Genomic DNA, 22,904 nt, shown 5'->3' with positions numbered 1-22,904 from the left:
AGACAAGGAATTTCAGCCATGGCAGCGGTCAGCATTGCTTTCGAAGCTCCGGATAATTGCGGCGGCGCGCCGGTCGCCACGAAGAAGCCGATCGATTTCGATCATCTCGGTCGCCAGACGATGGGCGACAAGGATCTGGAGATCGAGGTACTGCAACTTTTCAGCCGCAACGCCCGCGCCGCCCTGCACGAGATCGCCGACGCCGACGACAGGGCGGCAAAGGCAAGCGCCCACCGCCTGAAGGGTGCTGCGCAGGCCGTCGGCGCTTCCGCCGTGGCCGCGGCCGCGGCATCGGTGGAGGACAAGGGCAAAGACAGCGCGGCGATTGCCAAACTCGCGGCAGCCATTGTCGAAGCGGAAAACTTCATCCTCAAGCTTTGCCGCTGAGGCCGAACTTATCAAATCTGCCATTTTGCAAGGCCGGTTGCGTCTGGACGCCCCTGAAGCGGGTTGCCAAGCGCTACCGGCCTTTCTATGTGTTTAGAACAGTTCTTAGATCACCATTTTGGATTCCGGCATGACAAAACTGACCATCGTTGCCTTTGACGGCACGCCCCATGAACTCGATGTGAGCAACGGTTCCACCGTCATGGAGAATGCGGTACGCAACTCCATTCCCGGCATCGATGCGGAATGTGGCGGTGCCTGTGCCTGTGCGACCTGTCATGTCTATGTCGACGACGCCTGGACGGAGCGCGTCGGCGGCCCGGAACCGATGGAAGAGGACATGCTGGATTTCGCCTTCGACGTGCGTCCGACCTCGCGTCTTTCCTGTCAGATCAAGATGAATGACGAGCTTGACGGTCTCGTCGTTCACGTTCCCGAGCGTCAGGGCTGAGGGTTTCAGCTTTATTGCGCGCAGAAAAAGCCCCGCTCACCTGGTAGCGGAGAGCGGGGCGAGGCGGGTACGCAGCATGCAGGCGAGGGAGGAAACACCTGCGAGCCCTCAAGTGCGCACCGGGAGAACCGGAGATGGTTCCAGGTGCCAGACCCGCTGCGGGCCACAACCACCAAAACCATATCAACAAGCTACAATGAGTCTCGGCGACGGCACCATGACGAGAAGTCACGGGTGAGATCGGACATGACGTTACGTCATGTCCACGTCTTTGGCCGTAAGGGCCCGCGTCTTTAGCCGTAAGGGAAGGACAGGACGCCCCTGCGTCTAGCGGCGGCTCTGACCCTGTTCGAGCCGGTTTTTCAAAAGCCGCGTCATGCGTGCATCGAAATTTCTCGATTCCACCACATCGAAACGCATCTGATCCCGGTCGTGTTCGTCCATCACCGTCTGGGTGATCTTGCCGACCATTTCCTGAAGTGTTTCGCAATTCTTCTGCGGACGAAGCGCCTTCAGTTGCCTTTCGAGCGAGCGGGCGTGGGTGCGGGCGATTTCCGCGTGGCGTTCCTCATGGCGCTTGATATCGGCAAGCAGCGTATCCCAGATGAAGGCGAGTTCCGCCGTGGTGCGGCGACGGTTTTTCCATCGTGGCAGCAGGATACGGGTGTTCAGAAGCACCTTGGCCGTTCCGACGCTGCACTGGCCGTTCTTCTCCACATAGGTGAGCTCGCCGCCGAACTTGATCTCGGTCGCGCCGGGATGGCGCGCGCCGGTATTGCGTGTCAGCGGACCATGCCTGGAAAGCTGCTGGTCGAGGTCGGCGGCGGTTTTACCGGTGATCGAGAAATAGGAGTAGGTCTTGCGGACAATGGTCTCGGAAAAAGCCGGCCCGGGCGAAGAAAGTGCCAGCGCGCCCGCAAGGGCGGCGCAAAGAGCACGTGATGATTTGGTCATGACCCGGCCTTCCGGTTGAACTTGAAAAACGTTTGCTGCATAGGCGGAGCGGAACCTATAAGAATTGGCATAACATTCCGTTATTCCCGAAAGGCGCGTGTTACGTGATAACAGCCGGCAGCAACGTGTGGCAAGCGGCCCATGGCCGCTCCCTGAAACTTGATGGGCGTGGCCGTATTATGGCCATCGTCAACGCCACGCCCGATTCCTTTTCCGATGGCGGCCGTTATCTTGCCGTCGATGCGGCTTTTTCCCATGCGCTGACCTGCGTGGAAGAAGGGGCCGACATCATCGATATCGGTGGCGAATCCACCCGTCCGGGTGCCGCCCCGGTGACGGCGTCCGAGGAGCAGGACCGGGTGTTGCCTGTCATCGAGAAACTGCGCCGCGAGACGGATGTGCTGATTTCCGTCGATACCTATCGCGCCTCGACCGCAAGGCTTTCGATCGAGGCGGGTGCGCATATCGTCAACGACGTCTTCGGCCTGCAGAAGGACGGGGAAATGGCCGGCGTGGTCGCCGCCGCCCGTGCCGGCATTTGCATCATGCATACCGGCCGCGATCGGAAGAAACGCGACGATGTCATCGAGGACCAGTTCGAATTCCTCAATCGCTCGCTCGAGGTTGCCGACGATGCGGGCATTGCCCGTGATGCCGTCGTGCTCGATCCCGGTTTTGGTTTTGCCAAGGACGAGGCGGAGAATGTCGAGCTGATGGCGCGTTTCGGAGAGCTTGCTGCTTTCGGCCTGCCGGTTCTGGCCGGCACGTCGCGCAAGCGTTTCATCGGGTCGCTGACGGGCCGGGATGCGGCGGAGGAACGCGATATCGGAACGGCGGCGACCACCGCGATCCTCAGGCTGGCGGGCGCTTCGATTTTTCGCGTGCACAATGTCGCCGCAACGCGTGATGCACTGGCAATCGCCGATGCGGTTCTTGCCAAAACGTCGGCAAAGGCCGATGCCTGGAGTTCGTCAGGTTCAATCCGAACCTGACTAACTCCAGCTTATTTTGTTTTCGTTTGTCTTTTCGGGAAAGCCGGTTCCAGTTTTCCCTGACAAACTCTAGATCAACGAGTGCCGGAATGCCGTGTCCCGAAGAAGGCGCGGCTCTCCGGTAAAACAGTCCTGCCATGGAGGCGATGCGATGAGCCGCTATACCATCATCCTGAAAAACTGTTCCTTTTTCGCCCGTCATGGTCTTCTCGAGCAGGAGGAAGTGCTGGGCCAGCGCTTTTTCGTCGATGCCGAGATGGAGGTCGAGGCCGGTGATGCGCTGGAAACCGACGATATCGAAAACACCGTCGACTATGGCGTGGCCTTCGCCGTCATCGAAAAGATTGTCGTCGGTCAGCGCCGTTATCTCATCGAGGCGCTGGCGAATGACATCGCCAAGGCGCTGCGCGCCCGTTACCCGCAGATCGTCTGGCTGCGCATCACGGTGCGCAAACCGTCGGCACCTGTTCCCGGCATTCTCGATTATGCGCAGGTGAGCGTTGAACACCGTGCCTGAGAAGATGACCGTCGCCGCCCTGGGTCTCGGCGGCAATATCGGCGATCCCGCCGCCGCCATGGCAAGAGCGCTGCGCGAACTCGGCGCGCATGGTGATTGCCACCTGCTGGCCGTCTCCAACCTTTACCGCACGCCGCCATGGGGCAAGACCGATCAGGCCGATTTCTTCAATTGCTGCGCGCTGGTCGAAACCTCGCTCACGGCGCCCGCGCTGCTGCAATTATGTCTCGACATCGAAAAGGGCATGAAGCGGGTGCGGACGGAACGATGGGGCCCGCGCACCATCGATATCGATGTGCTGACCTACGGGAATGAGTCTATCGTTACGGAAAGCATCGAGGTGCCGCATCCGCGCATGACGGAGCGGGCTTTCGTGCTGATGCCGCTCGCCGATATCGCGCCTGACCTCGAAGTCAAGGGAAAGCCGGTACGGCAATGGCTTCAGCAGGCGGACAGGAGCGGCATCGTCAGCGCAAATGAAAAGCGGGAGTGGTGGACACTCCCGCTTGCTGATGTCTGAAAGAACGATGGCTCTTATGGCTTGATGGAGCCGACGGCGATCTGGTCGATGTCGCGGGCCAGCGTCACGCCGATGACCGGGATCATCTGGTCGGCGACCTTAACCGAAATGGTGATGTTCATCGAATTGTCGTTCGAGACGCGGGCGACCATGGCGCCATTGAGTTTGGAGCGGTTGATGCCGACGACGACCTTGTCGCCACTGACCTGTCCGGAGGTGATGTCCAGTCCCTTGCCTTCGGCGCCGTCGAGGAACTTGCCCTCATAGCTGCTGCCCTTCTGGCTGATGATGGCGGACATGGGCTGGCTGAAGACGCCGACGCGGCAGGTGCCGCCAAGCTTGATGCCGGTCTTTTTGTCATCGAGCGGTTCGCCCGTCAGATCGCAGGTGAATTTGGTGCCCTTGTATTTGCCCGCGACGATTTCGCCCGGACCTTTCCAGACACCAGCAACGGAGCGGAAGAACACGTCGTCGCGATCGCGCGATGCCGCATGGACGTCAGACAGGCCAAAGCCGCCGCTGACGGACAATATGGCGGCAAGTCCGCCCACAAGCGAAAAGAAGCGCGAATACATGATACTTTCCCCGGCGAAGAAGCCTGTTTGATAGGCGGCAATCTACCGGCGGAATGGTTAATGCTTGGTTTATTTCGCTCTCATTTGCGGCCTTGTCCGTAACCTTTTGAACCGCCCATGCCTTGCCACTCAGGCTTTTTCACCGCTTTTTCCGCCGCTTAAATCGGGGGTGAGGTCGGACATGAAATCGCCGATCCCCGGCCGCTTCACCGCCCTGAACGGCAGCGGGCGGCAAAGATCCATCGCCGCAATGCCGATTCGCGCCGTCATCAGGCCGTTGATGACGCCTTCGCCGAGTCGTGCCGAGAGTTTCGAGGCGAGGCCGTGGCCAAGAACCTGCTGGGCGAGCCCGTCACCGACGGCGATCGAACCCGTGACGGCGAGGTGGGCGACGACGTCGCGCAACAGCCTGAGCATGCCGAGCGTGCCGGGGCGGCCGCCGTAAAGCTCCGCCATGGCCCGCACCAACCGCGTCACTTCGAACAGCACGTAGGCCAGATCGACGATTGCACGCGGGCTGACGGCGGTGACAACGGAGACCCGCTTGGAGGAATTGAGGATGAGGGCGCGGGCCTGCCGGTCGAGCGGTGCGAGCAATTCACGCTCGGCAAGCTCGATCAAATGTGGGCCATCGATGACATCGTTTTCCGTATCCTTCAGCGCTGCGCGCCCCTTGGCCGTTTCGGCGCGGTGGGAAAGCACGGCATTGAGGCGGGTGATGACGGCGCGGGCGGGTTTAGGGCTCTTGTCGAGGCTTGCCGTCTCGGCATCGGCCTTGAGCGACTGCACGGCGTTGAGCCGCATGATGCCGAAGACTTCCCGCCCGACAAGGACGAGAACGGCGAAAAGCGCCACGATAAGGGCGATGCTGGCCGTATAACCCAGCCAGTCGGAGCGGGAGAACAGGTTGCGGATAAGCTGATCCGCCCAGAGGCCGAAGGCGAGCGAGAACAGGACGCCAAGCGCGCCGAGCGCGAGCTTGGCGAAAGAGAAGCGGCTTTTCTTCGGCGAGGCCACCGGCAAGGCGGCGGCATCGATTTCCTCCGGCGCCAGAAACGGATCGTCCTCGTCCGGCGTCAACGAAATCTCGGTGTCGAAGCTCCTTGGCGCGCGTTTCTGCGCCGGCGACGGCCGTGCCGTCTCCTCGGTCTCGAGCGTGAAAGCCGCCGGGCGGCGGGCCTGCGGATCGTTTTGTGTGGGAGCCTTCATGCGAGCTTGTCTCCGAACAGGAACTGCATGGCGCGGTCGAGCCTGATATGCGGAACCGAAAGCCGGATGCCGCCGCTGCCCGGCTCGTCGACGTTGGGTGGGCGGAAACGCACGACATTGACATCCGGCAGCGATGCCTTGTCGCCATCCTGATCGATGCTGCGGAAAAGCGGCTCGGGGTCTTCGGGCAGGTCGCCGGGAAAGATCGCCGTCTTGCGATTACCGTCGAAGGTCTCGCCATTGATCGTTTCACCGGCCATTGGCGTGCCGACGATGACGGGCAGTTCGTGGCCATCCTGTCGCACGCTTGCCTCTCTGGTGGCGCGCACGGAAGCGAGCGCCATGACCTCGATGCCGGCACCGTTCATGCCGATGGTGGTGATGGCGCGGTCCACCAGACGGCGGGTCAGCCGCTCCAGCCGGTCATGGCTTTCATGGTGCAGATGGTCTGCCTTGGTGGCGGCGATCAGCACCTTGTCGATGCGCCGGCCGATCAGCGAGGATAACAGACTGTTTGTGCCGGGGCGGAAACAGGCAAGCACATCGCCCAGCGCCCGTTCCAGATCCTGAACGGCTTCCGGACCGCGATTGACGGCCTGCAGCGTGTCGATCAGCACGATCTGACGGTCGAGACGGGCGAAATGCTCGCGGAAGAAGGGTTTGACCACGATCGACTTATAGGCGTCGTAACGCCGCTCCATCATCGCGCGCAGCGAACCCTTGGGTGCCTTCCCGTCCGTCAGGCCCGGAAGCGGCGCGAAGGTCAGCGCCGGAGAACCCTCCAGATCGCCGGGCATCAGGAAACGGCCGGGCGGCAGGGTGGAGAGCGATCTCTCGTCGGATTTGCAGGCCTTCAGATAGGCCGCGAAACTCTCAGCCAGACGGCGGGCCGTCATTTCGTCGGCCGGTGCATTGATATCGAGCGAGGAGGCGATCGCCAGCCATTCCTGCGCCAGTTCGGCGCGGATGCCGCTCCCGGCAAGTGCGACGGTCGCGTCGCTGAACTGTTTGTAATCCTGCGATAGAAGCGGCAGGTCGAGCAGCCATTCGCCGGGATAGTCGACGATATCGATGGATAGCTTGCCGGCAGAGAACCACCGGCCCCAGCCGCTGGCGCTCTGGTAATCCAGCGTGATCCTGAGTTCCGAGATTGCCCGCGTCGAATCCGGCCACAGCCTGTCGCGCACCAGCGCCTGAATATGGTCTTCGTACTGGAAGCGGGGAATGGCGTCGTCCGGCTGCGGTTCGAGGCGCACATTCGAGACGCGGCCTGACCGCATGGCCTCGAACAGCGGCAGCCGCCCGCCATTCAGGAGATTATGGACAAGGGAGGAAATGAAAACCGTCTTGCCCGCCCGTGACAGGCCGGTGACGCCAAGCCGTAATGTCGGATGGGTGAGGTTGCTCGCACGGTCGGCCAGATTATCGAAAGCGATCAGCGCGCTGTCTGTCAGGGACGTAAGAGAAGGCGGCAATGGCGGTTTCCTGGCTGTGTTTAACGGTCACGGCTGCAATATAGGAAGGTGCGGTTGCCCAAAAAAGAAGCGCCCCGGTCGATTTTCACGAGAGCTGCCATCGGCGGCAACATCCTGACGCTTCGTTGCGGCTACTTGCCCGGTGAGAGAAAATCAATGAGCCGCCAGCGATCCCCGCCGTTTGCCGCGCTGTCATCATGATCGAGCACGGCAAGCCCTGATGTCGGAAAACCGGAGGGCAGGGCGGCGTGCAGCAGATCCTCGCCGATCATGGCTTCCAGCGTCGCCTCCATGGTGGGGTTGTGGCCCACCAGCATCACCGACCCCACATCCGTCTGCGCGGCGATGAGGGAAAGATAGGTTTCGCTGCGGGCATTATACATCTCATCGACATAAGCGATTTCGATGCCTTCGTTGAAGGCGCGCTGCCAGGCCTGCGTGGTCTGCCGGCAGCGTGCGGCAGTGGAGGACAAGAGCAGGTCGGGGCGGTAACGCCGGTCGGCGGCAAGGTCGGCAACGATCTCCGCCTCGGCAAAACCCGCCTCGTTCAATCCACGGTCGAAATCGCGTTCCCCCGGCGCCGCCCAGGCGGCCTTGGCGTGGCGCAAAAGATAAACTCGCTTCGGGTGAGAATCTGTCAAGGGCGGGAACCGGCGTTCGAAACTTAAGGCACGGCCCGGATGCTACAGGATAGGATCGCGGGACCGCAAGTCCTCTTTCCTGTTGGCAAGTCGCATTGAAGTGATCGAAGAACAGATCGCCTCGACGCCAATAAAGGATAAAAATTAGTCATTTAGATGATTTTTGTGTCAGTTTTAAAAATGCCTGAAAACTGATCTGCAGACTTGAACCGGCCTATATCATTGGAGTATACACCGCCGCATTGAGATGTTCTTCGAGGAGAATCGCGTTGAGTGAGAAGATCGATCTTAGCAAATATGTACTCTCGGAAGACGACGAGTTCATGAATGCCAGCCAGCGGGCCTACTTCCGCGCGAAGCTGGTCGCCTGGAAAAATGACATCCTGAGAGAAGCGCGCGAGACCCTCGGACATCTCGCCGAAGAAAGCGCCAACCACCCCGATCTCGCTGACCGGGCTTCTTCCGAAACAGACCGGGCGATCGAACTTCGCGCCCGCGATCGTCAGCGCAAGCTGATTTCCAAAATCGATGCGGCTCTTCAGCGGATCGAAGACGGCACCTACGGTTTCTGTGAGGAAACGGGTGAACCTATCGGCCTCAAGCGTCTGGACGCCCGCCCGATAGCGACACTTTCCATTGAGGCGCAGGAACGTCACGAGCGTCGCGAAAAAGTCTATCGCGACGAATAACAAGGCTGCTGTGCCGGACGCTGCCGCGAACCGGCCATCTCAAGCACCGGACATACAAAAGGGCACGGAATTATTCCGTGCCCTTTTGCGTTGAAGCTTCATGCGCGCCGCCTCAGCGGTCGCGGGTAACGGAAAGCTCGCCGAAAATACGCGCCATTTCTTTCTGCACGTCACCATCCGGCGACGCTCCGGTGACGGGTGGCGAAACGGGTTCGTTTTTCTGCTGCTTTTCCGCGGTGGCGGCAATGGACGGTTCATTGTCCGCCTCCCGGCTCTTGGCTATCTCCGCTTCGAGAAAGCTCTCGAAATCGCTGGCCAGCTCATCGGAAAATTTCGGCTCAGCGTCATTGGACGCAAGGAGCGGATTTTCCGGTTTCGGCGGGAAGGGGGCCGGCGGCGCAGCCTGTTCCGGCTTCAGGCCGGGCAGAACCCGCTCGCGCGCCGCATCGAGAAAATCCGCGGCGCTGGATTGATCGATGACCGGCTCGCGTGCCGCAAAGACGGGGGGAGCGATCACCGTCGGACGTTCTTCTTCCACCCTTGCCTGTGCGGGAGCCGGCGATACCACGGGTGTCGGTGCCTGAACCGGAGCGGGTATGAAAGGCTCCGTCCGACGCGGCTCGTTTCTTTCGCTGGCGACATCGAGCGATGCAGCTGCGACGGGCAAAACGGCGGCTGCGGGAGCTGCCGCAACAACCGGTGCGGGCGAAGGTGCAGGGCGCGGGGTTTCCCTCTCGGTTGCGGCCTGCCTTGCCGCCGGTTCGGGCTCGCGGACAGCAACGGGCGGTGAGACGGGTTGGGGCTGGGACGGCGTCGACGGGCGCGGCGGCAGCGGCGCGGCCGTGGTCGCTGGTTGTGCCGGGCGAGGGGCGGCGGTGGCCGGCTCCGGCCGTTGCGGCTGCCTTGCCGGTTCCTGCGATACGGAAACCGGGGCTGCTGCCGGAACGGGCTGCTGGGGCGGCAGCGCGGCGCGGCGCTCCTGCGGGATCGGCGGTTCTGTCCGCTTCTGCTCGCTTTCCTGACGCGGAAGCGCCTTCAGTTCGGGCTCCTGCACGTCCCTGACAATCGGGATCGCCCCGATGCCGCTCTCGATGACGATATCGGTCGGTCCGCCGATCATGACCAGATGTTCGACGTTGTCGCGGCGCACCAGCACCAGCCGGCGGCGTGCATCCACGGCTGTCGCGTCGAGAACCTGCAGGCGCGGCTGGCGGTTGCGACCGCCGCGGATAAAGGGCGCCGAGCCGCTGCGCCTGCGCAATATCCACAAGGCAATCGCCAGAACGAGAAGTGCCACACCCACACCGACAACGGCGACGATGAGACGGTTTCCATAGGTGCCGATAAAATCTTCCATCATGGAGATCATCCCTTCAGATTTTTTCGGGCAATTAATATTGCCGTGGTTCTTATAATGTGAACGTCAAGCAGGAAAAGACGATTTTTTTGGGCGCGATACAAGGTTTATCCGCCGTCGCCCTCTTGAACACAAAACCGGTTGGCGTGGCTTTCGGTTCCCTCGCCGTCTGAAAGGCCTGTGTATTGCGCCTTTCAAAGCGTTTTCGCTGTGCGTTTTTAAGCCTTTGTGGCCCGGCGGAGCTTTTTGATGCTCAAGCGAGTTGCTACAAGAAATTTTAACGCCCGATTCCGTCGAGGACCCGTGGCTGACCGAATGACGACCTGCACGACTGCGAGGCCAAGATGACACGGGTGCGCGAGACAAGCGACAACGACCTTCCGCTGGTGGACAGGCGTGCCCGTTCCGGCACGGTCTTGCGTATCCTGCTGCTCGCACTGGTGTTGATCGCCGCTGCCGCCGCCTTCGTTTATTTTAAGAATTCCCTGGAAAACGAAATCGTGCTCGGCATTCTCGGCGTGCTGGCCATGATGGGTATCTTTTTTCTGGTCTCGTCGATCATCGGTTTCATCGAGGTCATGCCGCAGTCACAATCGGACGGGCTCGCCCGCCGTTTCCTGTCGGCCCATCCCGAAGGCACGCTGATCACCGATGCCAAGGGGCATATGGTCTATGCCAACGCCACCTATTGCCGCATGAGCGGTACCACGAAGGCGAGCGACATACAGAGCCTCGAGGCGCTGCTGTCGCGCAGCCGGGAATCGACCGAAGCGCTCTACCGGCTCATCAACGTGCTGCGGGAAGGCCGTGACGGTTACGAGGAATTCCGGCTGCTGAAACCGCTGGGTGAAGATGCGAGCGCAGGGCCCCACTGGTACAGGCTTAAAGGCCGGGTGCTGAAGGATGCGGGCGGCGAGGGGCTGCACGTCTTCCAGATCGCCGACATCACGCCGGAGCGCGAGGATCAGGAACGGTTTTTCCGCGAATTGCAGAATGCCATCGACTATCTCGATCACGCACCCGCCGGTTTCTTTTCCGCCGGCCGTAAGGGTGAGATCGTTTATCTGAACGCTACTTTGTCGGAATGGCTCGGTATCGATCTGGCGCAGTTTTCGCCGGGCTCGATGACGGTGGCCGATATCGTCGCCGGCGAGGGCATGGCGCTGATCGAATCCGTTCATCCGCAGGGCACCGCCAAGCGCACCGAAATCCTCGATCTCGACATGCGCCGGGTGAACGGCCAGAGCATGCCGGCCCGTCTTGTGCATCAGGTCACTTCCAAGGACGGTGCGCCGGGTGAGAGCCGGACAATCGTTCTGATGCGCCCCAAGGGGCAGGAGGATACGGAATCCTCTTCCGCCATGCGTTTCACGCGCTTTTTCAACAATACGCCCATGGCGATCGCCTCGCTGGATGGCGAAGGCCGCATTTTGCGCATCAACGCGCCCTTCCTCAAGCTGTTCTCCGGCGTCGTCGGACGTGACGATATCGACCGCGGCGTGGCGCTCGAAACCGTCCTTCATGACAACGAGAAACCTCGGCTGGAACAGGCGCTGGCGGAGGCCAAGGACCGGCAGGGCGATATCGCGCCCTTCGATTCCCGTCACCCGAGCGACGAGACCAGGCATTTCCGTTTCTACGTCAACGCCGTCATCGATCAGGACGACGAGGCGCCGGAAGAGGTGGCGATCGTCTACGCCATCGAGGTGACCGAGCAGAAGGCGCTCGAAACCCAGATGGCGCAGACGCAGAAGATGAACGCCGTCGGGACGCTGGCGGGCGGCATCGCCCACGATTTCAACAATGTGCTCACCGCCATCCTGCTGTCTTCGGATCACCTGCTGCTGCAGGCCCGGCCCGCCGATCCGAGCTTTGCCGACCTCATGGAGATCAAGCGCAACGCCAACCGCGCGGCGGTTCTGGTGCGCCAGCTGCTGGCCTTCTCGCGCAAGCAGACCATGCGCCCGGCGGTGCTGAACCTGACCGATGTGATCGGCGATCTGCGCATGCTGGTCGACCGGCTGATTTCCGGCACCAATGTCAAGCTTGAGGTGGATTACGGCCGCGATCTATGGCCGGTGAAAACCGATCTGTCGCAATTCGAGCAGGTGCTGATCAATCTCTGCGTCAACGCGCGCGACGCCATGCCCGATGGCGGCAAGATCACCATCCGCACGCGCAATGTGGATGCGCAGGAGGCAGCCGCGCTCGGCCGGCCGGAAGTTCCGGCGGAAGACATGGTCATGGTCGAGGTCGGCGATAACGGCACCGGTATTCCGCCTGAAATCATGGACAAGATTTTCGAGCCTTTCTTCACAACGAAGGAAGTCGGCAAGGGCACCGGCCTCGGCCTGTCGATGGTTTATGGCATCGTCAAGCAGTCCGGTGGTTACATATATCCCGAATCGGAAGTGGGCAAGGGAACCGCCTTCCGTATCTACCTGCCGCGCCATGTGGCGGAAGCCGTTCAGTCTGCCGGGCAGCAGCCCGGCGAGGCGGCGCTTGCCCCCGTCACCGTTGCCGAACCGGTGAAGGAAGAGCCGCTCGACCTGACCGGCAATTCGGCCGTCGTGCTTCTGGTGGAAGACGAGGAGGCGGTGCGGCGCGGCGGCAAGCGCATGCTGGAAACCCGCGGTTACACCGTGCACGAGGCGGGTTCCGGCACCGAGGCGCTGGAGGTCATGGAAGAGCTGGAAGGCAAGGTCGATATCGTCGTTTCGGATGTGGTCATGCCGGAAATGGACGGCCCATCGCTTCTGAGGGAGCTGCGCAAGTCCTATCCGGACCTGAAGTTCATCTTCGTGTCCGGTTATGCCGAAGATGCCTTTGCGAAAAATCTGCCGGCGGATGCCAAGTTCGGATTCCTGCCCAAGCCTTTCTCCCTGAAGCAGCTGGCGATTGCCGTGCGTGAAATGCTGGATGACAAGAAGTAGCGGCAGGGCGCAATGGCGGGGATTCGCGCTTGCCGTGGGTTGCCCTGTCATTTTTCATCGCGTCTGAAAACGCGCCGGCATCGCCCATTTCCGCCCGATTGCCCGCAGGATGCCGTAACGTCAGCACTTTTCCCGAGGTTTGCCTCTTCGCAAACGCAATAGTGATTGCACGCTTTCGCAAGGGGCTTAAAATCGCATCTTAACGACCTAGATATGAAGAGGCGAAGTTCTCCCTCCTGGCGATGAGCTGTCGGTTCGAGAACAGTTTGGAGAATGATGAAAGATGATCGCTAGGCCGATCTACATGCAGGGCGAGGGCGAAGGGGAAGACGGCGGCACCAACCGCGGAACGTCTGTTATCACCCGCGTCAAGCCAAAGACGAAAAGACCGAATTTGTACCGTGTTCTTTTACTGAATGACGACTACACTCCCATGGAGTTCGTCATCCACATTCTGGAGCGTTTTTTTCAGAAGGATCGCGAAGCGGCGACCCGCATCATGCTGCACGTGCACCAGCACGGCGTGGGCGAATGCGGGGTGTTTACATATGAGGTCGCAGAGACGAAAGTAAGCCAGGTCATGGATTTCGCCCGACAGCACCAGCATCCGCTGCAGTGCGTCATGGAAAAGAAATGAGGATCGCAACGTGCCAACTTTTTCCCCGAGTCTCGAGAAGGCGCTGCACCAGGCACTGACCTTTGCAAATGAGCGTCATCACGAATATGCGACGCTGGAACATCTCCTTCTGGCGCTGATTGACGATGCGGATGCCGCCGCCGTGATGGGCGCCTGCAATGTCGATCTCGATGCGCTGCGCAAGACCGTCAGCGATTACGTCGATAACGAACTGACGAACCTCGTGACCGGTTACGACGAGGATTCAAAACCCACATCCGGCTTCCAGCGGGTCATCCAGCGGGCCGTCATTCATGTTCAGTCGTCCGGCCGCGAGGAAGTGACCGGAGCCAACGTGCTCGTGGCGATTTTCGCCGAGCGCGAAAGCCATGCCGCCTATTTCCTGCAGGAGCAGGAAATGACCCGCTACGACGCCGTCAACTACATCTCTCACGGTATCGGCAAGCGCCCGGGCACGTCGCAGACACGCACGCCGCGCGGTGCCGACGAAGCGGAAAGCGAAAACAAGGCGAGCCGCAGCAACCCCGAGGAAGAAGGGTCGTCGGCCAAGAAGCAGCAGGACGCGCTGAAGGCCTATTGCGTCAACCTCAACGACAAGGCGCGTAACGGCAAGATCGACCCGCTGATCGGCCGTCACGAAGAGGTCAACCGCACCATCCAGATCCTCTGCCGCCGTTCCAAGAACAACCCGCTTTATGTGGGGGATCCCGGCGTCGGCAAGACGGCGATCGCCGAAGGTCTCGCCAAGCGCATCGTTGAAGGCAAGGTGCCGGAAGCGCTCGCCAACGACACCATCTTCTCGCTCGACATGGGCACGCTGCTCGCCGGCACCCGTTATCGCGGCGATTTCGAGGAGCGGCTGAAGCAGGTCGTCAAGGAACTGGAAGAGTTTCCGGGCGCGGTTCTGTTCATCGACGAAATCCACACCGTCATCGGTGCCGGCGCTACCTCCGGCGGCGCGATGGATGCATCGAACCTGTTGAAGCCTGCGCTGTCTTCGGGCGCGATCCGCTGCATCGGTTCGACCACCTACAAGGAATATCGGCAGTTCTTCGAAAAGGACCGCGCACTGGTGCGTCGTTTCCAGAAGATCGACGTCAACGAGCCGTCGATCGATGACACCATCGCCATCATGAAGGGTCTGAAGCCTTATTTCGAGGACTATCATCACCTTAGATATTCCAACGAGGCGATCAAGGCTGCCGTCGAATTGTCGGCCCGCTACATTTCCGACCGCAAGCTGCCGGACAAGGCGATCGATGTGATCGACGAAACCGGTGCCGCGCAGATGCTGCTGCCCGCTTCCAAGCGTCGCAAGCTGATCACCGAAAAGGAGATCGAGGCCACCATCGCAACGATGGCCCGCATTCCCCCGAAGACGGTGTCCAAGGACGACGAGATGGTTCTCGCCAATCTCGAAAAGGAACTGCGCTCGGTCGTTTATGGTCAGGACATCGCCATCGAGGCGCTGGCAACGGCCATCAAGCTGGCCCGTGCGGGCCTGCGTGAACCGAACAAGCCGATTGGCTCCTACGTCTTCTCCGGCCCGACGGGCGTGGGCAAGACGGAAGTGGCCAAGCAGCTCGCCGCCTCGCTCGGTGTCGAGATGCTGCGCTTCGACATGTCGGAATATATGGAGCGCCATACCGTGTCGCGCCTGCTCGGCGCACCTCCCGGTTATGTCGGCTTCGATCAGGGCGGTCTTCTGACCGATGGCGTCGACCAGCATCCGCATTCCGTGGTGCTGCTGGACGAAATCGAAAAGGCGCATCCCGACATCTACAACATTCTGTTGCAGGTGATGGACCACGGCTCGCTGACCGACCATAACGGCAAGAAGATCGACTTCCGCAACGTCATCCTCATCATGACGACCAATGCGGGTGCGTCCGAAATGGCCAAATCGGCCATCGGTTTCGGTTCTTCACGCCGCACGGGTGAGGATGAAGAGGCGATCAACCGCCTGTTCACCCCGGAATTCCGCAACCGTCTGGATGCGATCATTCCGTTCTCGCCGCTGCCGACCGCTGTCATCCACAAGGTCGTGCAGAAGTTCGTCATGCAGCTGGAAACCCAGCTGTCCGAGCGCAACGTCACCTTCGATCTGCATGAAGATGCGATCTCCTGGCTGGCGGAGAAGGGTTACGACGAAAAGATGGGCGCCCGCCCGCTGTCGCGCGTGATCCAGGAGAACATCAAGAAGCCGCTTGCCAATGAAATCCTCTTCGGCAAGCTGAAGAAGGGCGGCGTGGTCAGCGTCACCGTCGGCAAGAAGGATGATGGCTCCGATGGTCTCAAGCTCGAGGTCCTGCCGGAGACCGCTCCGGTGAAGCCGAAGCCCGAGGCGGAGCTGAAGGCGGCCAAGTCGCCCGGCAAGGCGAAGGCCAGGGCAAAACCGGCCTCGAAGGCGGCGAAGATCGCCGAGGAGGCGGATGTTTTGGTTGCCGAGGCCGACAAGTCGGACGAAGACAACAAGCCGCGCCGCAAGACCAACACGGTGCCGAAAGTGCCAAAGAAGAAGTGATCGCGGTTCTTGACCAATAACCGGTGCCGGGCGAAAGCCCGGCATTTTCATGCATAATGGATGACGAATGCAAACTGCCGACAGCGATGCCATCCCCCTGCGCGGTTGGTTCTTCAGGGGAATGCGGGGCATATTCTCGCTGCCCTCGCTCATTCTCATGACATCCTTCGTCGGTTTCAGTGCCTTTGCGCTGGAGTCCGGGGTGCCACGCGGCGAAGCGGTGTTCATGACGCTGATGATCTGGGCCTTGCCGGCCAAGATGATCCTGATCGGCTCCATGGTCGGCGGCGCCAATCTCGCCGCCTGTTTCCTGGCGGTGACGTTGTCCTCGGTCCGGATGATGCCGATGGTGGCCTCCATCGTGCCGGAGATGCGCGGTGCGAAGACGCCGACATGGATATTGCTGTTTCTCTCCCATTTCGTCGCGATTACGGCCTGGGTTTTCGCCACGCAGAATCTGTCGAAAGTGCCGCGTGAGGCGCGCGCCGCCTGGTTCGCCGGCTTCGGCATCACGCTCACCGTCGTCAACGCCGTCATCGTCGGCCTGTGTTACGGTGTTGTCGCGGCCTTTCCGCCGCTGGTCGCCGGCGTGCTGTTTTTCCTCACGCCGGTCTATTTCGTGGCCTCGATATGGGCGTCGGCCCGTCATTCCGTCGTCAAGGTGGCTTTCGTCATCGGTGTGATAGCCGGCCCCACCTTTGCGGTGATCGCGCCCGAATTCGATATTCTCTATGCCGGCATCGGTGGTGGGACGCTTGCCTATATGATCGACCGCTTCGTCTTCCGCCGAAAGGTCAAACCCGTGTCGCCAGAGAGTGAGCCATGATGACCGAGAACTGGTGGGCACCCTATCTGTTCATCGCCATCGCCGGCTGGCTGGCGACCGATCTCTGGCGCTGGCTCGGCGTTCTCGCCGGTAACCGGCTGAAAGAGGATTCCGAAGCGCTTTACTGGGTGAGGGCGGTTGCCACCTCGCTGGTCATGGCCGTTACCGCCAAGCTGATCGTCTTTCCGACCGGAACGCTGGAAACCACGCCCCTATGGCTGCGCATCGGCGCGGCAGCACTCGGTTTCCTGGCATTTCTGCTCGCCGGCCAGCGTGTCATCGTCGGCGTGGCGGTTCCGATCGTGCTTCTCGCCGGCGGGCTCTTTGTACTCGGTTTTTAACACGCGCCTTATCCGAATATTAAGCCCATTGCCGTACTTTGCCGCTGTCTGGAACAGGGGCGAAATTCCATGCGACTATTCGCGGCAGAACGCTTTGTACTTGGCTTCATCGCCATGTTATTCGCTATCGATGCAATATTGATTGCCGCCAAAGGCATACGTGTCGATTATGCCGGATATCTTGTGTGCGTGCTGGCCGGCGCCGGCGTGTTCATCCTCGGCCAGATCTATCGCAAAAGCGGACGCGATTTTCGCATTGCCGCAGCCCTGACGTCTGGAGGGCTGTTCATCCTCTTCACGCTTGCCGCCTCGGTCTTTAATTACATGTTCCTGCCGGTCGTCTTTCCGGCGATCGATCATGTGCTTTTCAGTGTGGATGCTGCGTTTGGTTACAGTTGGGCAGGTATCGTCCTGTGGGCGGCGACACATCCTTGGATCGGAACAATCCTGTTCTTCGTTTATGCGACATCGCTGCCGCAGCTTCTGGTGATTGTTCTGACGCTGGGTTTTACCGGCAGGGAACGGCAGCTTCACCACTTTCTCGTAACCGGGGTGCTCGGCGCCTTTGCCAGCATTGTCTTCTGGATATTCTTTCCGACATTCGGACCGTCTGCCTATGTGCAACTGCCGCAGTGGATTTCGCAGGCGGTCCCCCTGGCGGTCGACAATGGCTATGGCCAGGAACTCAACCGCCTGGCGGCGGAGGGCGTTAGCTATCTTTCTCCCAAAAACGTGCTGGGTCTCATCGGTTTCCCGTCGTTCCATATTTTCATGGCGGCAATGTCGGTCTGGTTTGTGCCGCGTCACTGGCTGGCGATGGCGGTGATCCTGCCGCTGAACCTCCTGATGCTGCCGGCCGTTCTTGTGCAGGGCGGCCATCATCTTTCGGATATTTTCGGCGGTCTGGTCGCTTTTGTCATCGTCTGCGCCGTCTCCGGCCGGCTGCTTGACCGGCTGTCGGCGAGGGAGCTTATTGGCGCGACGGCGACCGGTCCCGCTCAGGTCGTTGCGGCGGAATAGTCACCCCGGCTCGCGCGGGCTTCCGCCACCAGCCAGTCGGCCAGAATTTTCGCCGGTGCGGTCATTTCCTCCGGCCGGATGAGCCAGTAATATTTGTCCGTATCGGCAGCCCGGTCGAAAAGCACGGTCAACTGGCCGCTAACGATCTCCTCTTGAAGAAGCACGGTCGGACAGAGACCGATGCCCTGTCCGGCTTTCAGCGCCGTGACGAGCAGATTAAAATCCGCGAAAATAGGACCCGCGCCATAGGGCAGGGACGTGCCGGCGGTCGCAAACCAGTCCCGCCATGCCGTCTCCGTATCGTCATGCAGCAATTCCCCCCGCAACAGGCTGGCCTCATCATTGAAGGGGCCGGAGTTGGTCAGGTAGCCCGGCGCGCAGGTCGGGCGCGTTTCGGCGCTGAACAACGCCACGGTATTTTCCCCGAAGGAGATTCCATGTCCGATGGTCAGATCGACCGGGCTTGCATGCGGCCCGCCGGAGTAGCTGATCGACACCTGTATGTCTGGATGCAGGGCCCGGAAACGAGGGAGCCGAGGCGTCAGAAAATGCGCCACCACCGAAGGCAGGCTGGCAAGGCGCACGGTCGTGCGGTTGCCGCCCCGGCGGACCCGTTCCGCGCCGGAGGCGATCTGTCGCAGGCTGGCTGAGACCGTATTGCCAAACTCCTTTCCATCCGGGGTCAGCCTGACACCCCGCGCATGACGCTCGAAGAGAGCAACGCCAAGCCAAGCTTCCAGATTGCGCACATGCTGGCTCACCGCCGTCGCCGTCATGCCGAGTTCCTGCGCGGCCAGGGCAAAACTTGCCTTTCTGGCGGCAGCTTCGAAAGCACGGAGGGTGGCGAGCGGCGGTAGTGTCATGATTGACAAGGGTAAGTGAGGCTTGGCCTGAGCGCAAGAAAAACCAATCTTGTCAGCCGGGCGACCGTGGCGCAATTTCACCTCGACAATATTTTTCTCCGAGGATTTCATGACCCCCATGCCTGTTGCCGAACCCATGGATGCAGCCACACGCCGCGCCGTCCGTCCCGTTGTTGTTTATCCGAATGGCACGCTGGAAGTACCGGACCTTGCGCGTCTGGAGAAAGCGCGTGAAGGCATGGAGAAGATCGACGAGGTCATCGTGCCGCCGCGCGACGGTCGTACCTTCAATGTCCCCAAGGGACATTTCTTCCGCATCGTGAGCATCGAAGGTCCGCAGGTGGGGGATTTGAACCTCTGGAACGCCCATGATCTGACCGAACGGTTTTTCAGCGGCAAGACCCGCGCCCTGCACGCCACCCATGTTTCGGTTGGCAACCGGTTGTGGAGCAACCTGCCGTCCCTGCGGCCTATGGCGACCATCACCCATGATACGCTGTCATGGTATGGCTGGGATGAGGATGGCGGCGGCGTGCATGACGTGATCGGCACCCGTTGTGATCCCTATACCAACAGGCTGCTCAGCGGCGGTGACTACCACCATTGCTGCCATTCCAACCTGACCAATGCGCTGGCCTCCGCCAGGGGGCTGTCGTTCCGGCAGGCGGAACCACATGTGCATGATGTGCTGAATGTCTTCATGTGCACGGGTTTTACCCGCGACACGCACCAATATTTCATGAAGGCGAGCCCCGTGCGACCGGGGGACTATCTGGAGCTTTTTGCGGAAATCGACCTCATCGGTGCGCTTTCGGCCTGCCCGGGTGGCGATTGCGGCTCGGCCCATTCCAGCGATGCGGCTGCCTGTTATCCGTTGAAGGTGGAAATATTCCGGCCGGATATGGTGGTGCTCGAAGGCTGGCCGTGGCCGGAAAGGAATGCCTATCGCCCCGTGGAGTGATGGCAAACATCACTGTCGTCATGCCGGACCAGATCCGGCATCCAGCCACGGCGCATCTGCGCCGTGAGGAGTCTTTTGCGATCAAAGACTTGATCGCACTGGACCCCGGATCCAGTCCGGGGTGACGGGATGCGGATGCCGAGGTACTGCCCAACGCCTGGGCGTCTTGGCACGCCTCAAGAAGCCAACGCCGCCTTTATCTTCTCCGCATGGGCCTTCAGCACTTCGCCATCGGCCATGGTGCCGGAATGCGGCTTCAGCGGCTCGCCTTCCTTGCGGGGAATGACGTGGAAATGCAGGTGGAACACGGTCTGGCCAGCCGCCGGCTCGTTGAACTGGGCGATGAAGACACCATCCGCATCGAAGGCTTCCTTCGCAGCGACGGCGAGTTTCTGCACCACGGGAATGGTTTTGGCCAGCACTTCCGGGTCGGCATCGAGCAGGTTGCGCGAACCGGTCTTCGGAACGACCAGCAGATGGCCGGGGGCCTGCGGCATCACATCCATGAAGGCCAGCGTGTGTTCGTCTTCGTAAAGCTTGTGGCTTGGAATTTCGCCACGCAGGATTTTAGCGAAGATATTGTTGTCGTCATAGGCGCTGGCCGTCATCGTGGTCTCTCCTCATGGCGGACTATACGTCCGGTTCCTGTCTCTCGCCCTTGCGGAAGGGCGTGTGTTCATCAAGATAATCGCCGATATGCTCGACCTCTTCGCGCTCGCGCTGAAGGTAATCGGCAATGGCACGGCGCAGGCCCGGATGGACGATGAAATGCGCCGAATGGGTGGTGACAGGCACGTAACCCCGCGCCAGCTTGTGTTCGCCCTGGGCGCCGGCTTCCACCCGTTTCAATCCCCGGGACAGCGCGAAATCGATCGCCTGATGGTAACAGACCTCGAAATGCAAATAGGGATGATCCTCGATGCAGCCCCAGTGGCGGCCATAAAGCGCGTCCGAGCCGATGAAGTTGATCGCACCGGCAATATAGCGCCCCTCGCGTTTCGCCATCACCAGCAGCACATCGTCAGCCATGCGCTCGCCGATCAGCGAATAAAACTCCCGGGTCAGATAGGGCCGGCCCCATTTGCGGCTGCCGGTATCCATGTAGAAGGCGAAGAACTGGTCCCATATGTCTTCGGTCAGATCGCTTCCAGTCAGCCAGTCGATCTCGATACCGTTTTCCAGCGACGCGCGGCGTTCCTTTTTCAGCCCCTTGCGCTTGCGCGAGGAAAGCGCGTCGAGAAAATCGTCATGGTCACGATAACCGTCATTGATGAAGTGGAATTGCTGGTCGGTCCGATGCAGGAAATCGCGCGGCAGAAGCGCTGAAAGATCGTCCTCTTCTAGAAATGTGACATGCGCGGAAGAAACGCCGATCTTTTCCGTCACCTGGGCGAGGCCGGAGGCCAGAAGCGGCTTGAACCGCGTTTCGTCCACTGTTTCGGAAGTGAGCAGCCTCGGCCCGGTCGCCGGGGTGAAGGGAACCGAACATTGCAGTTTCGGATAATAATGGCCGCCGGCCCGCTCGAAAGCATCCGCCCAGCCATGGTCGAACACATATTCGCCCTTGCTGTGGTTCTTCAGATAGGCCGGTATCGCCCCGACCAGATCACCGGACGCGTTTTCGAGAAGTAGATGGTTTCCAAGCCAGCCGGTCTTGGCTGTCGCCGATCCGGACTCTTCCATCGATGATAGAAATGCATGGGAAATAAAAGGATTGTACGGTTTTCCTAGCGTATTGCGCGAAGTGCCGGAAAGCTGTTTCCAGCTTTCCGGGTTGATATCCCCGAGGGATTGCGCAACGCGAATGGAATAGTCTTCTGTCATGCCGTGGCGGACGGGTTCTCTCTCGGGTCGAAACCTTCGAATGTCATCTGGTCCGCATATTTATAGGTAGTCTCGCGCGCATTTTCATCCCTGACGGTCCAGGTAATTACCGGAAGTCCGAGTTTTCTTTGCGCCTCGATGAAGCTGTTGGGCAGGTGACCCCAATGATAGGAGATGAAATCGAGCCCCAGCTGCATCGCTTCGTCATGTTTGAAGAAGTCTTCCGGCTTGTCGCCTTCGGCGGTGAGACCCAGCGGCCAGGGTGACCCCGCAGCCTTCAGGTCCTTCAGCAGATGGTGGTCGAAGCTCATCAGCGCCACATGGCCCTTGTAGCCCTCGAGGTCTTCCAGAACCGCCTCGGCAAAACCGTCATCAACGCCCTCGCCCGCACGGCCTTTCAGCTCGATGACCAGCGGCACCTTGCCGGCGCAGAGCGCGAGAAGCTGCTTGAGGGTAGGGACCCGGTCCCCGGTCTGGCCAACGGCAAGAAGGGACAGCTCGGCCGATGTGCGCTCGCGCACGTCGCCCTTGATGCCGGTCAGGCGGGCCATGTCGTCGTCGTGAAAGATCACCGGCACGCTGTCGGCTGCCAGCTGCACGTCGCATTCGATGGCGAAACCGGCCTCGATGGCACGGGAAAAGGCGGAAAGCGTGTTTTCCCAGACCGCCTTGTTGAGATCATGGTAACCGCGATGGGCGACGGGCTGAGCCGTCAGCCAGGAGAGTTTCAGTGTCATGCGTCGATTTCCACGATGGCGTCGATTTCGACGGCGGCATTGAAGGGCAGGCAGGCCATGCCGACGGCGGCGCGGGCATGTTTGCCGGCATCACCGAGAACATTGGCAAGAAGGTTGGAGGCGCCGTTGATGACGAGGTGCTGTTCGACGAACTCCGGAACGGAGGCAACAAAGCCATTCAGCTTGATGACACGGCGGATTTTCGAGAGGTCGCCATTCAACGCGGCCTTGACCTGTGCGAGAATGTTGACGGCGCATAATTCGGCGGCGCGTTGGGCGCCTGGCACGTCGACATCGCGGCCAACGAGGCCCGTCACCGCAATCTTGCCCGATTCCATCGGCAGTTGACCCGATACATAAAGCAGATTGCCGCTGATGGTGAACGGAACGTAGTTTGCGGCTGGTGCTGCCGCGACAGGAAGCGTAAAGCCAAGTTCCTTGAGGCGGCCTTCGATGACGTCCGACATTTTC

At 60.6% G+C, this 22,904-nt stretch carries 24 protein-coding genes; 13 read left to right on the top strand and 11 right to left on the bottom strand.

The features are described 5' to 3' along the window. Window positions 1-18 precede the first annotated feature (18 nt). The gene (locus tag N434_RS18675) at window positions 19-387 is read left to right on the top strand and encodes an Hpt domain-containing protein (protein ID WP_110759833.1); all 369 of its coding nucleotides are present in this window, start codon (window positions 19-21) and stop codon (window positions 385-387) included. Window positions 388-517: 130 nt separating this feature from the next. After that, the gene (locus N434_RS18670; RefSeq protein ID WP_065116198.1) at window positions 518-838 is read left to right on the top strand and encodes a 2Fe-2S iron-sulfur cluster-binding protein; all 321 of its coding nucleotides are present in this window, start codon (window positions 518-520) and stop codon (window positions 836-838) included. A 327-nt stretch (window positions 839-1,165) separates the two neighbouring features. Here N434_RS18670 and N434_RS18665 read toward each other — a convergent pair whose 3' ends face one another. Beyond that, window positions 1,166-1,792, bottom strand: a complete 627-nt coding sequence (locus N434_RS18665) for a DUF922 domain-containing Zn-dependent protease (protein WP_065115489.1) — start codon at window positions 1,790-1,792, stop codon at window positions 1,166-1,168. 179 nt (window positions 1,793-1,971) lie between these two features. Here N434_RS18665 and folP point away from each other — a divergent pair, with 179 nt between their 5' ends. From folP to folK, 3 genes are all read left to right on the top strand, one after another. Further along, complete coding sequence (folP, locus tag N434_RS18660) at window positions 1,972-2,784, top strand: dihydropteroate synthase (RefSeq protein WP_110759832.1); 813 nt, start codon at window positions 1,972-1,974, stop codon at window positions 2,782-2,784. 151 nt (window positions 2,785-2,935) lie between these two features. Then, window positions 2,936-3,301: a dihydroneopterin aldolase gene (gene folB / locus N434_RS18655; protein WP_003502532.1), complete on the top strand. Its 366-nt coding sequence runs from the start codon at window positions 2,936-2,938 to the stop codon at window positions 3,299-3,301. 4 nt (window positions 3,302-3,305) lie between these two features. Further along, window positions 3,306-3,821 carry a 2-amino-4-hydroxy-6-hydroxymethyldihydropteridine diphosphokinase gene (folK, locus tag N434_RS18650; protein WP_181424018.1) on the top strand — a complete coding sequence of 172 codons (516 nt, stop codon included), beginning with the start codon at window positions 3,306-3,308 and terminating at the stop codon, window positions 3,819-3,821. Window positions 3,822-3,835: 14 nt separating this feature from the next. Here folK and N434_RS18645 read toward each other — a convergent pair whose 3' ends face one another. The 4 genes from N434_RS18645 to N434_RS18630 form a co-directional block, all read right to left on the bottom strand. Next, window positions 3,836-4,396, bottom strand: coding sequence for a hypothetical protein (locus tag N434_RS18645; protein ID WP_065115492.1), 561 nt, complete (start codon window positions 4,394-4,396; stop codon window positions 3,836-3,838). A gap of 129 nt (window positions 4,397-4,525) precedes the next feature. Then, window positions 4,526-5,605 (bottom strand): YcjF family protein, encoded by a 1,080-nt coding sequence (locus N434_RS18640; protein ID WP_110759830.1) that lies wholly within the window; start codon window positions 5,603-5,605, stop codon window positions 4,526-4,528. Beyond that, a complete protein-coding gene (locus N434_RS18635) occupies window positions 5,602-7,080 on the bottom strand; it encodes a YcjX family GTP-binding protein (protein ID WP_110759828.1) in 1,479 nt (492 codons plus the stop codon). The genes N434_RS18640 and N434_RS18635 overlap by 4 nt, the downstream gene beginning before the upstream one ends. A gap of 131 nt (window positions 7,081-7,211) precedes the next feature. Then, the gene (locus tag N434_RS18630) at window positions 7,212-7,688 is read right to left on the bottom strand and encodes a SixA phosphatase family protein (protein ID WP_236771109.1); all 477 of its coding nucleotides are present in this window, start codon (window positions 7,686-7,688) and stop codon (window positions 7,212-7,214) included. A gap of 302 nt (window positions 7,689-7,990) precedes the next feature. Between N434_RS18630 and dksA the strand changes: the two genes are divergently transcribed. Further along, the gene (gene dksA / locus N434_RS18625; RefSeq protein ID WP_046800250.1) at window positions 7,991-8,410 is read left to right on the top strand and encodes an RNA polymerase-binding protein DksA; all 420 of its coding nucleotides are present in this window, start codon (window positions 7,991-7,993) and stop codon (window positions 8,408-8,410) included. A gap of 112 nt (window positions 8,411-8,522) precedes the next feature. Here the strand turns inward: dksA and N434_RS18620 are convergent, their stop codons facing one another. Then, complete coding sequence (locus N434_RS18620; protein ID WP_181424013.1) at window positions 8,523-9,779, bottom strand: flagellar biosynthetic protein FliO; 1,257 nt, start codon at window positions 9,777-9,779, stop codon at window positions 8,523-8,525. Window positions 9,780-10,111: 332 nt separating this feature from the next. Between N434_RS18620 and cckA the strand changes: the two genes are divergently transcribed. From cckA to N434_RS18590, 6 genes are all read left to right on the top strand, one after another. Continuing rightward, the gene (gene cckA, locus N434_RS18615) at window positions 10,112-12,700 is read left to right on the top strand and encodes a cell cycle histidine kinase CckA (RefSeq protein WP_110759825.1); all 2,589 of its coding nucleotides are present in this window, start codon (window positions 10,112-10,114) and stop codon (window positions 12,698-12,700) included. Window positions 12,701-12,983: 283 nt separating this feature from the next. Then, the gene (gene clpS / locus N434_RS18610; protein ID WP_035242552.1) at window positions 12,984-13,337 is read left to right on the top strand and encodes an ATP-dependent Clp protease adapter ClpS; all 354 of its coding nucleotides are present in this window, start codon (window positions 12,984-12,986) and stop codon (window positions 13,335-13,337) included. Window positions 13,338-13,347: 10 nt separating this feature from the next. After that, on the top strand, window positions 13,348-15,861 hold the full coding sequence (gene clpA, locus N434_RS18605) for an ATP-dependent Clp protease ATP-binding subunit ClpA (protein WP_110759823.1): 2,514 nt from the start codon (window positions 13,348-13,350) through the stop codon (window positions 15,859-15,861). A 67-nt stretch (window positions 15,862-15,928) separates the two neighbouring features. Further along, window positions 15,929-16,687 (top strand): AzlC family ABC transporter permease, encoded by a 759-nt coding sequence (locus tag N434_RS18600; RefSeq protein ID WP_110759822.1) that lies wholly within the window; start codon window positions 15,929-15,931, stop codon window positions 16,685-16,687. After that, window positions 16,684-17,028, top strand: a complete 345-nt coding sequence (locus N434_RS18595; protein ID WP_065115500.1) for an AzlD domain-containing protein — start codon at window positions 16,684-16,686, stop codon at window positions 17,026-17,028. Before N434_RS18600 ends, N434_RS18595 begins: the two co-directional genes overlap by 4 nt. A gap of 69 nt (window positions 17,029-17,097) precedes the next feature. Continuing rightward, window positions 17,098-18,048, top strand: a complete 951-nt coding sequence (locus N434_RS18590; protein WP_110759820.1) for a phosphatase PAP2 family protein — start codon at window positions 17,098-17,100, stop codon at window positions 18,046-18,048. On the opposite strand, the gene N434_RS18585 is transcribed toward N434_RS18590, so the two are convergent. Continuing rightward, complete coding sequence (locus N434_RS18585; protein ID WP_110759888.1) at window positions 18,027-18,911, bottom strand: LysR family transcriptional regulator; 885 nt, start codon at window positions 18,909-18,911, stop codon at window positions 18,027-18,029. The genes N434_RS18590 and N434_RS18585 overlap by 22 nt on opposite strands. Window positions 18,912-19,020: 109 nt before the next feature. Here N434_RS18585 and N434_RS18580 point away from each other — a divergent pair, with 109 nt between their 5' ends. Then, window positions 19,021-19,872: an urea carboxylase-associated family protein gene (locus N434_RS18580; RefSeq protein ID WP_110759819.1), complete on the top strand. Its 852-nt coding sequence runs from the start codon at window positions 19,021-19,023 to the stop codon at window positions 19,870-19,872. A gap of 176 nt (window positions 19,873-20,048) precedes the next feature. Here N434_RS18580 and N434_RS18575 read toward each other — a convergent pair whose 3' ends face one another. Genes N434_RS18575 through N434_RS18560 form a run of 4 tightly spaced genes read right to left on the bottom strand, consistent with a single transcriptional unit; the run spans window position 20,049 to window position 22,900 of the window. Further along, a complete protein-coding gene (locus N434_RS18575) occupies window positions 20,049-20,480 on the bottom strand; it encodes an HIT family protein (protein WP_110759817.1) in 432 nt (143 codons plus the stop codon). A 22-nt stretch (window positions 20,481-20,502) separates the two neighbouring features. Continuing rightward, window positions 20,503-21,696 (bottom strand): GNAT family N-acetyltransferase, encoded by a 1,194-nt coding sequence (locus tag N434_RS18570; protein ID WP_110759815.1) that lies wholly within the window; start codon window positions 21,694-21,696, stop codon window positions 20,503-20,505. Then, window positions 21,693-22,433, bottom strand: a complete 741-nt coding sequence (locus N434_RS18565; protein ID WP_065115505.1) for a glycerophosphodiester phosphodiesterase — start codon at window positions 22,431-22,433, stop codon at window positions 21,693-21,695. The genes N434_RS18570 and N434_RS18565 overlap by 4 nt, the downstream gene beginning before the upstream one ends. Beyond that, window positions 22,430-22,900, bottom strand: coding sequence for a RidA family protein (locus N434_RS18560; protein WP_065115506.1), 471 nt, complete (start codon window positions 22,898-22,900; stop codon window positions 22,430-22,432). The genes N434_RS18565 and N434_RS18560 overlap by 4 nt, the downstream gene beginning before the upstream one ends. Window positions 22,901-22,904 lie beyond the last annotated feature (4 nt).

The organism is Rhizobium sp. UGM030330-04 (genome assembly GCF_003208455.1).
GTDB lineage: Bacteria > Pseudomonadota > Alphaproteobacteria > Rhizobiales > Rhizobiaceae > Agrobacterium > Agrobacterium rhizogenes_A.
The sequence above is the reverse complement of the archived record's forward strand: the minus strand, read 5'-3'. Positions and strand labels throughout refer to the sequence as shown.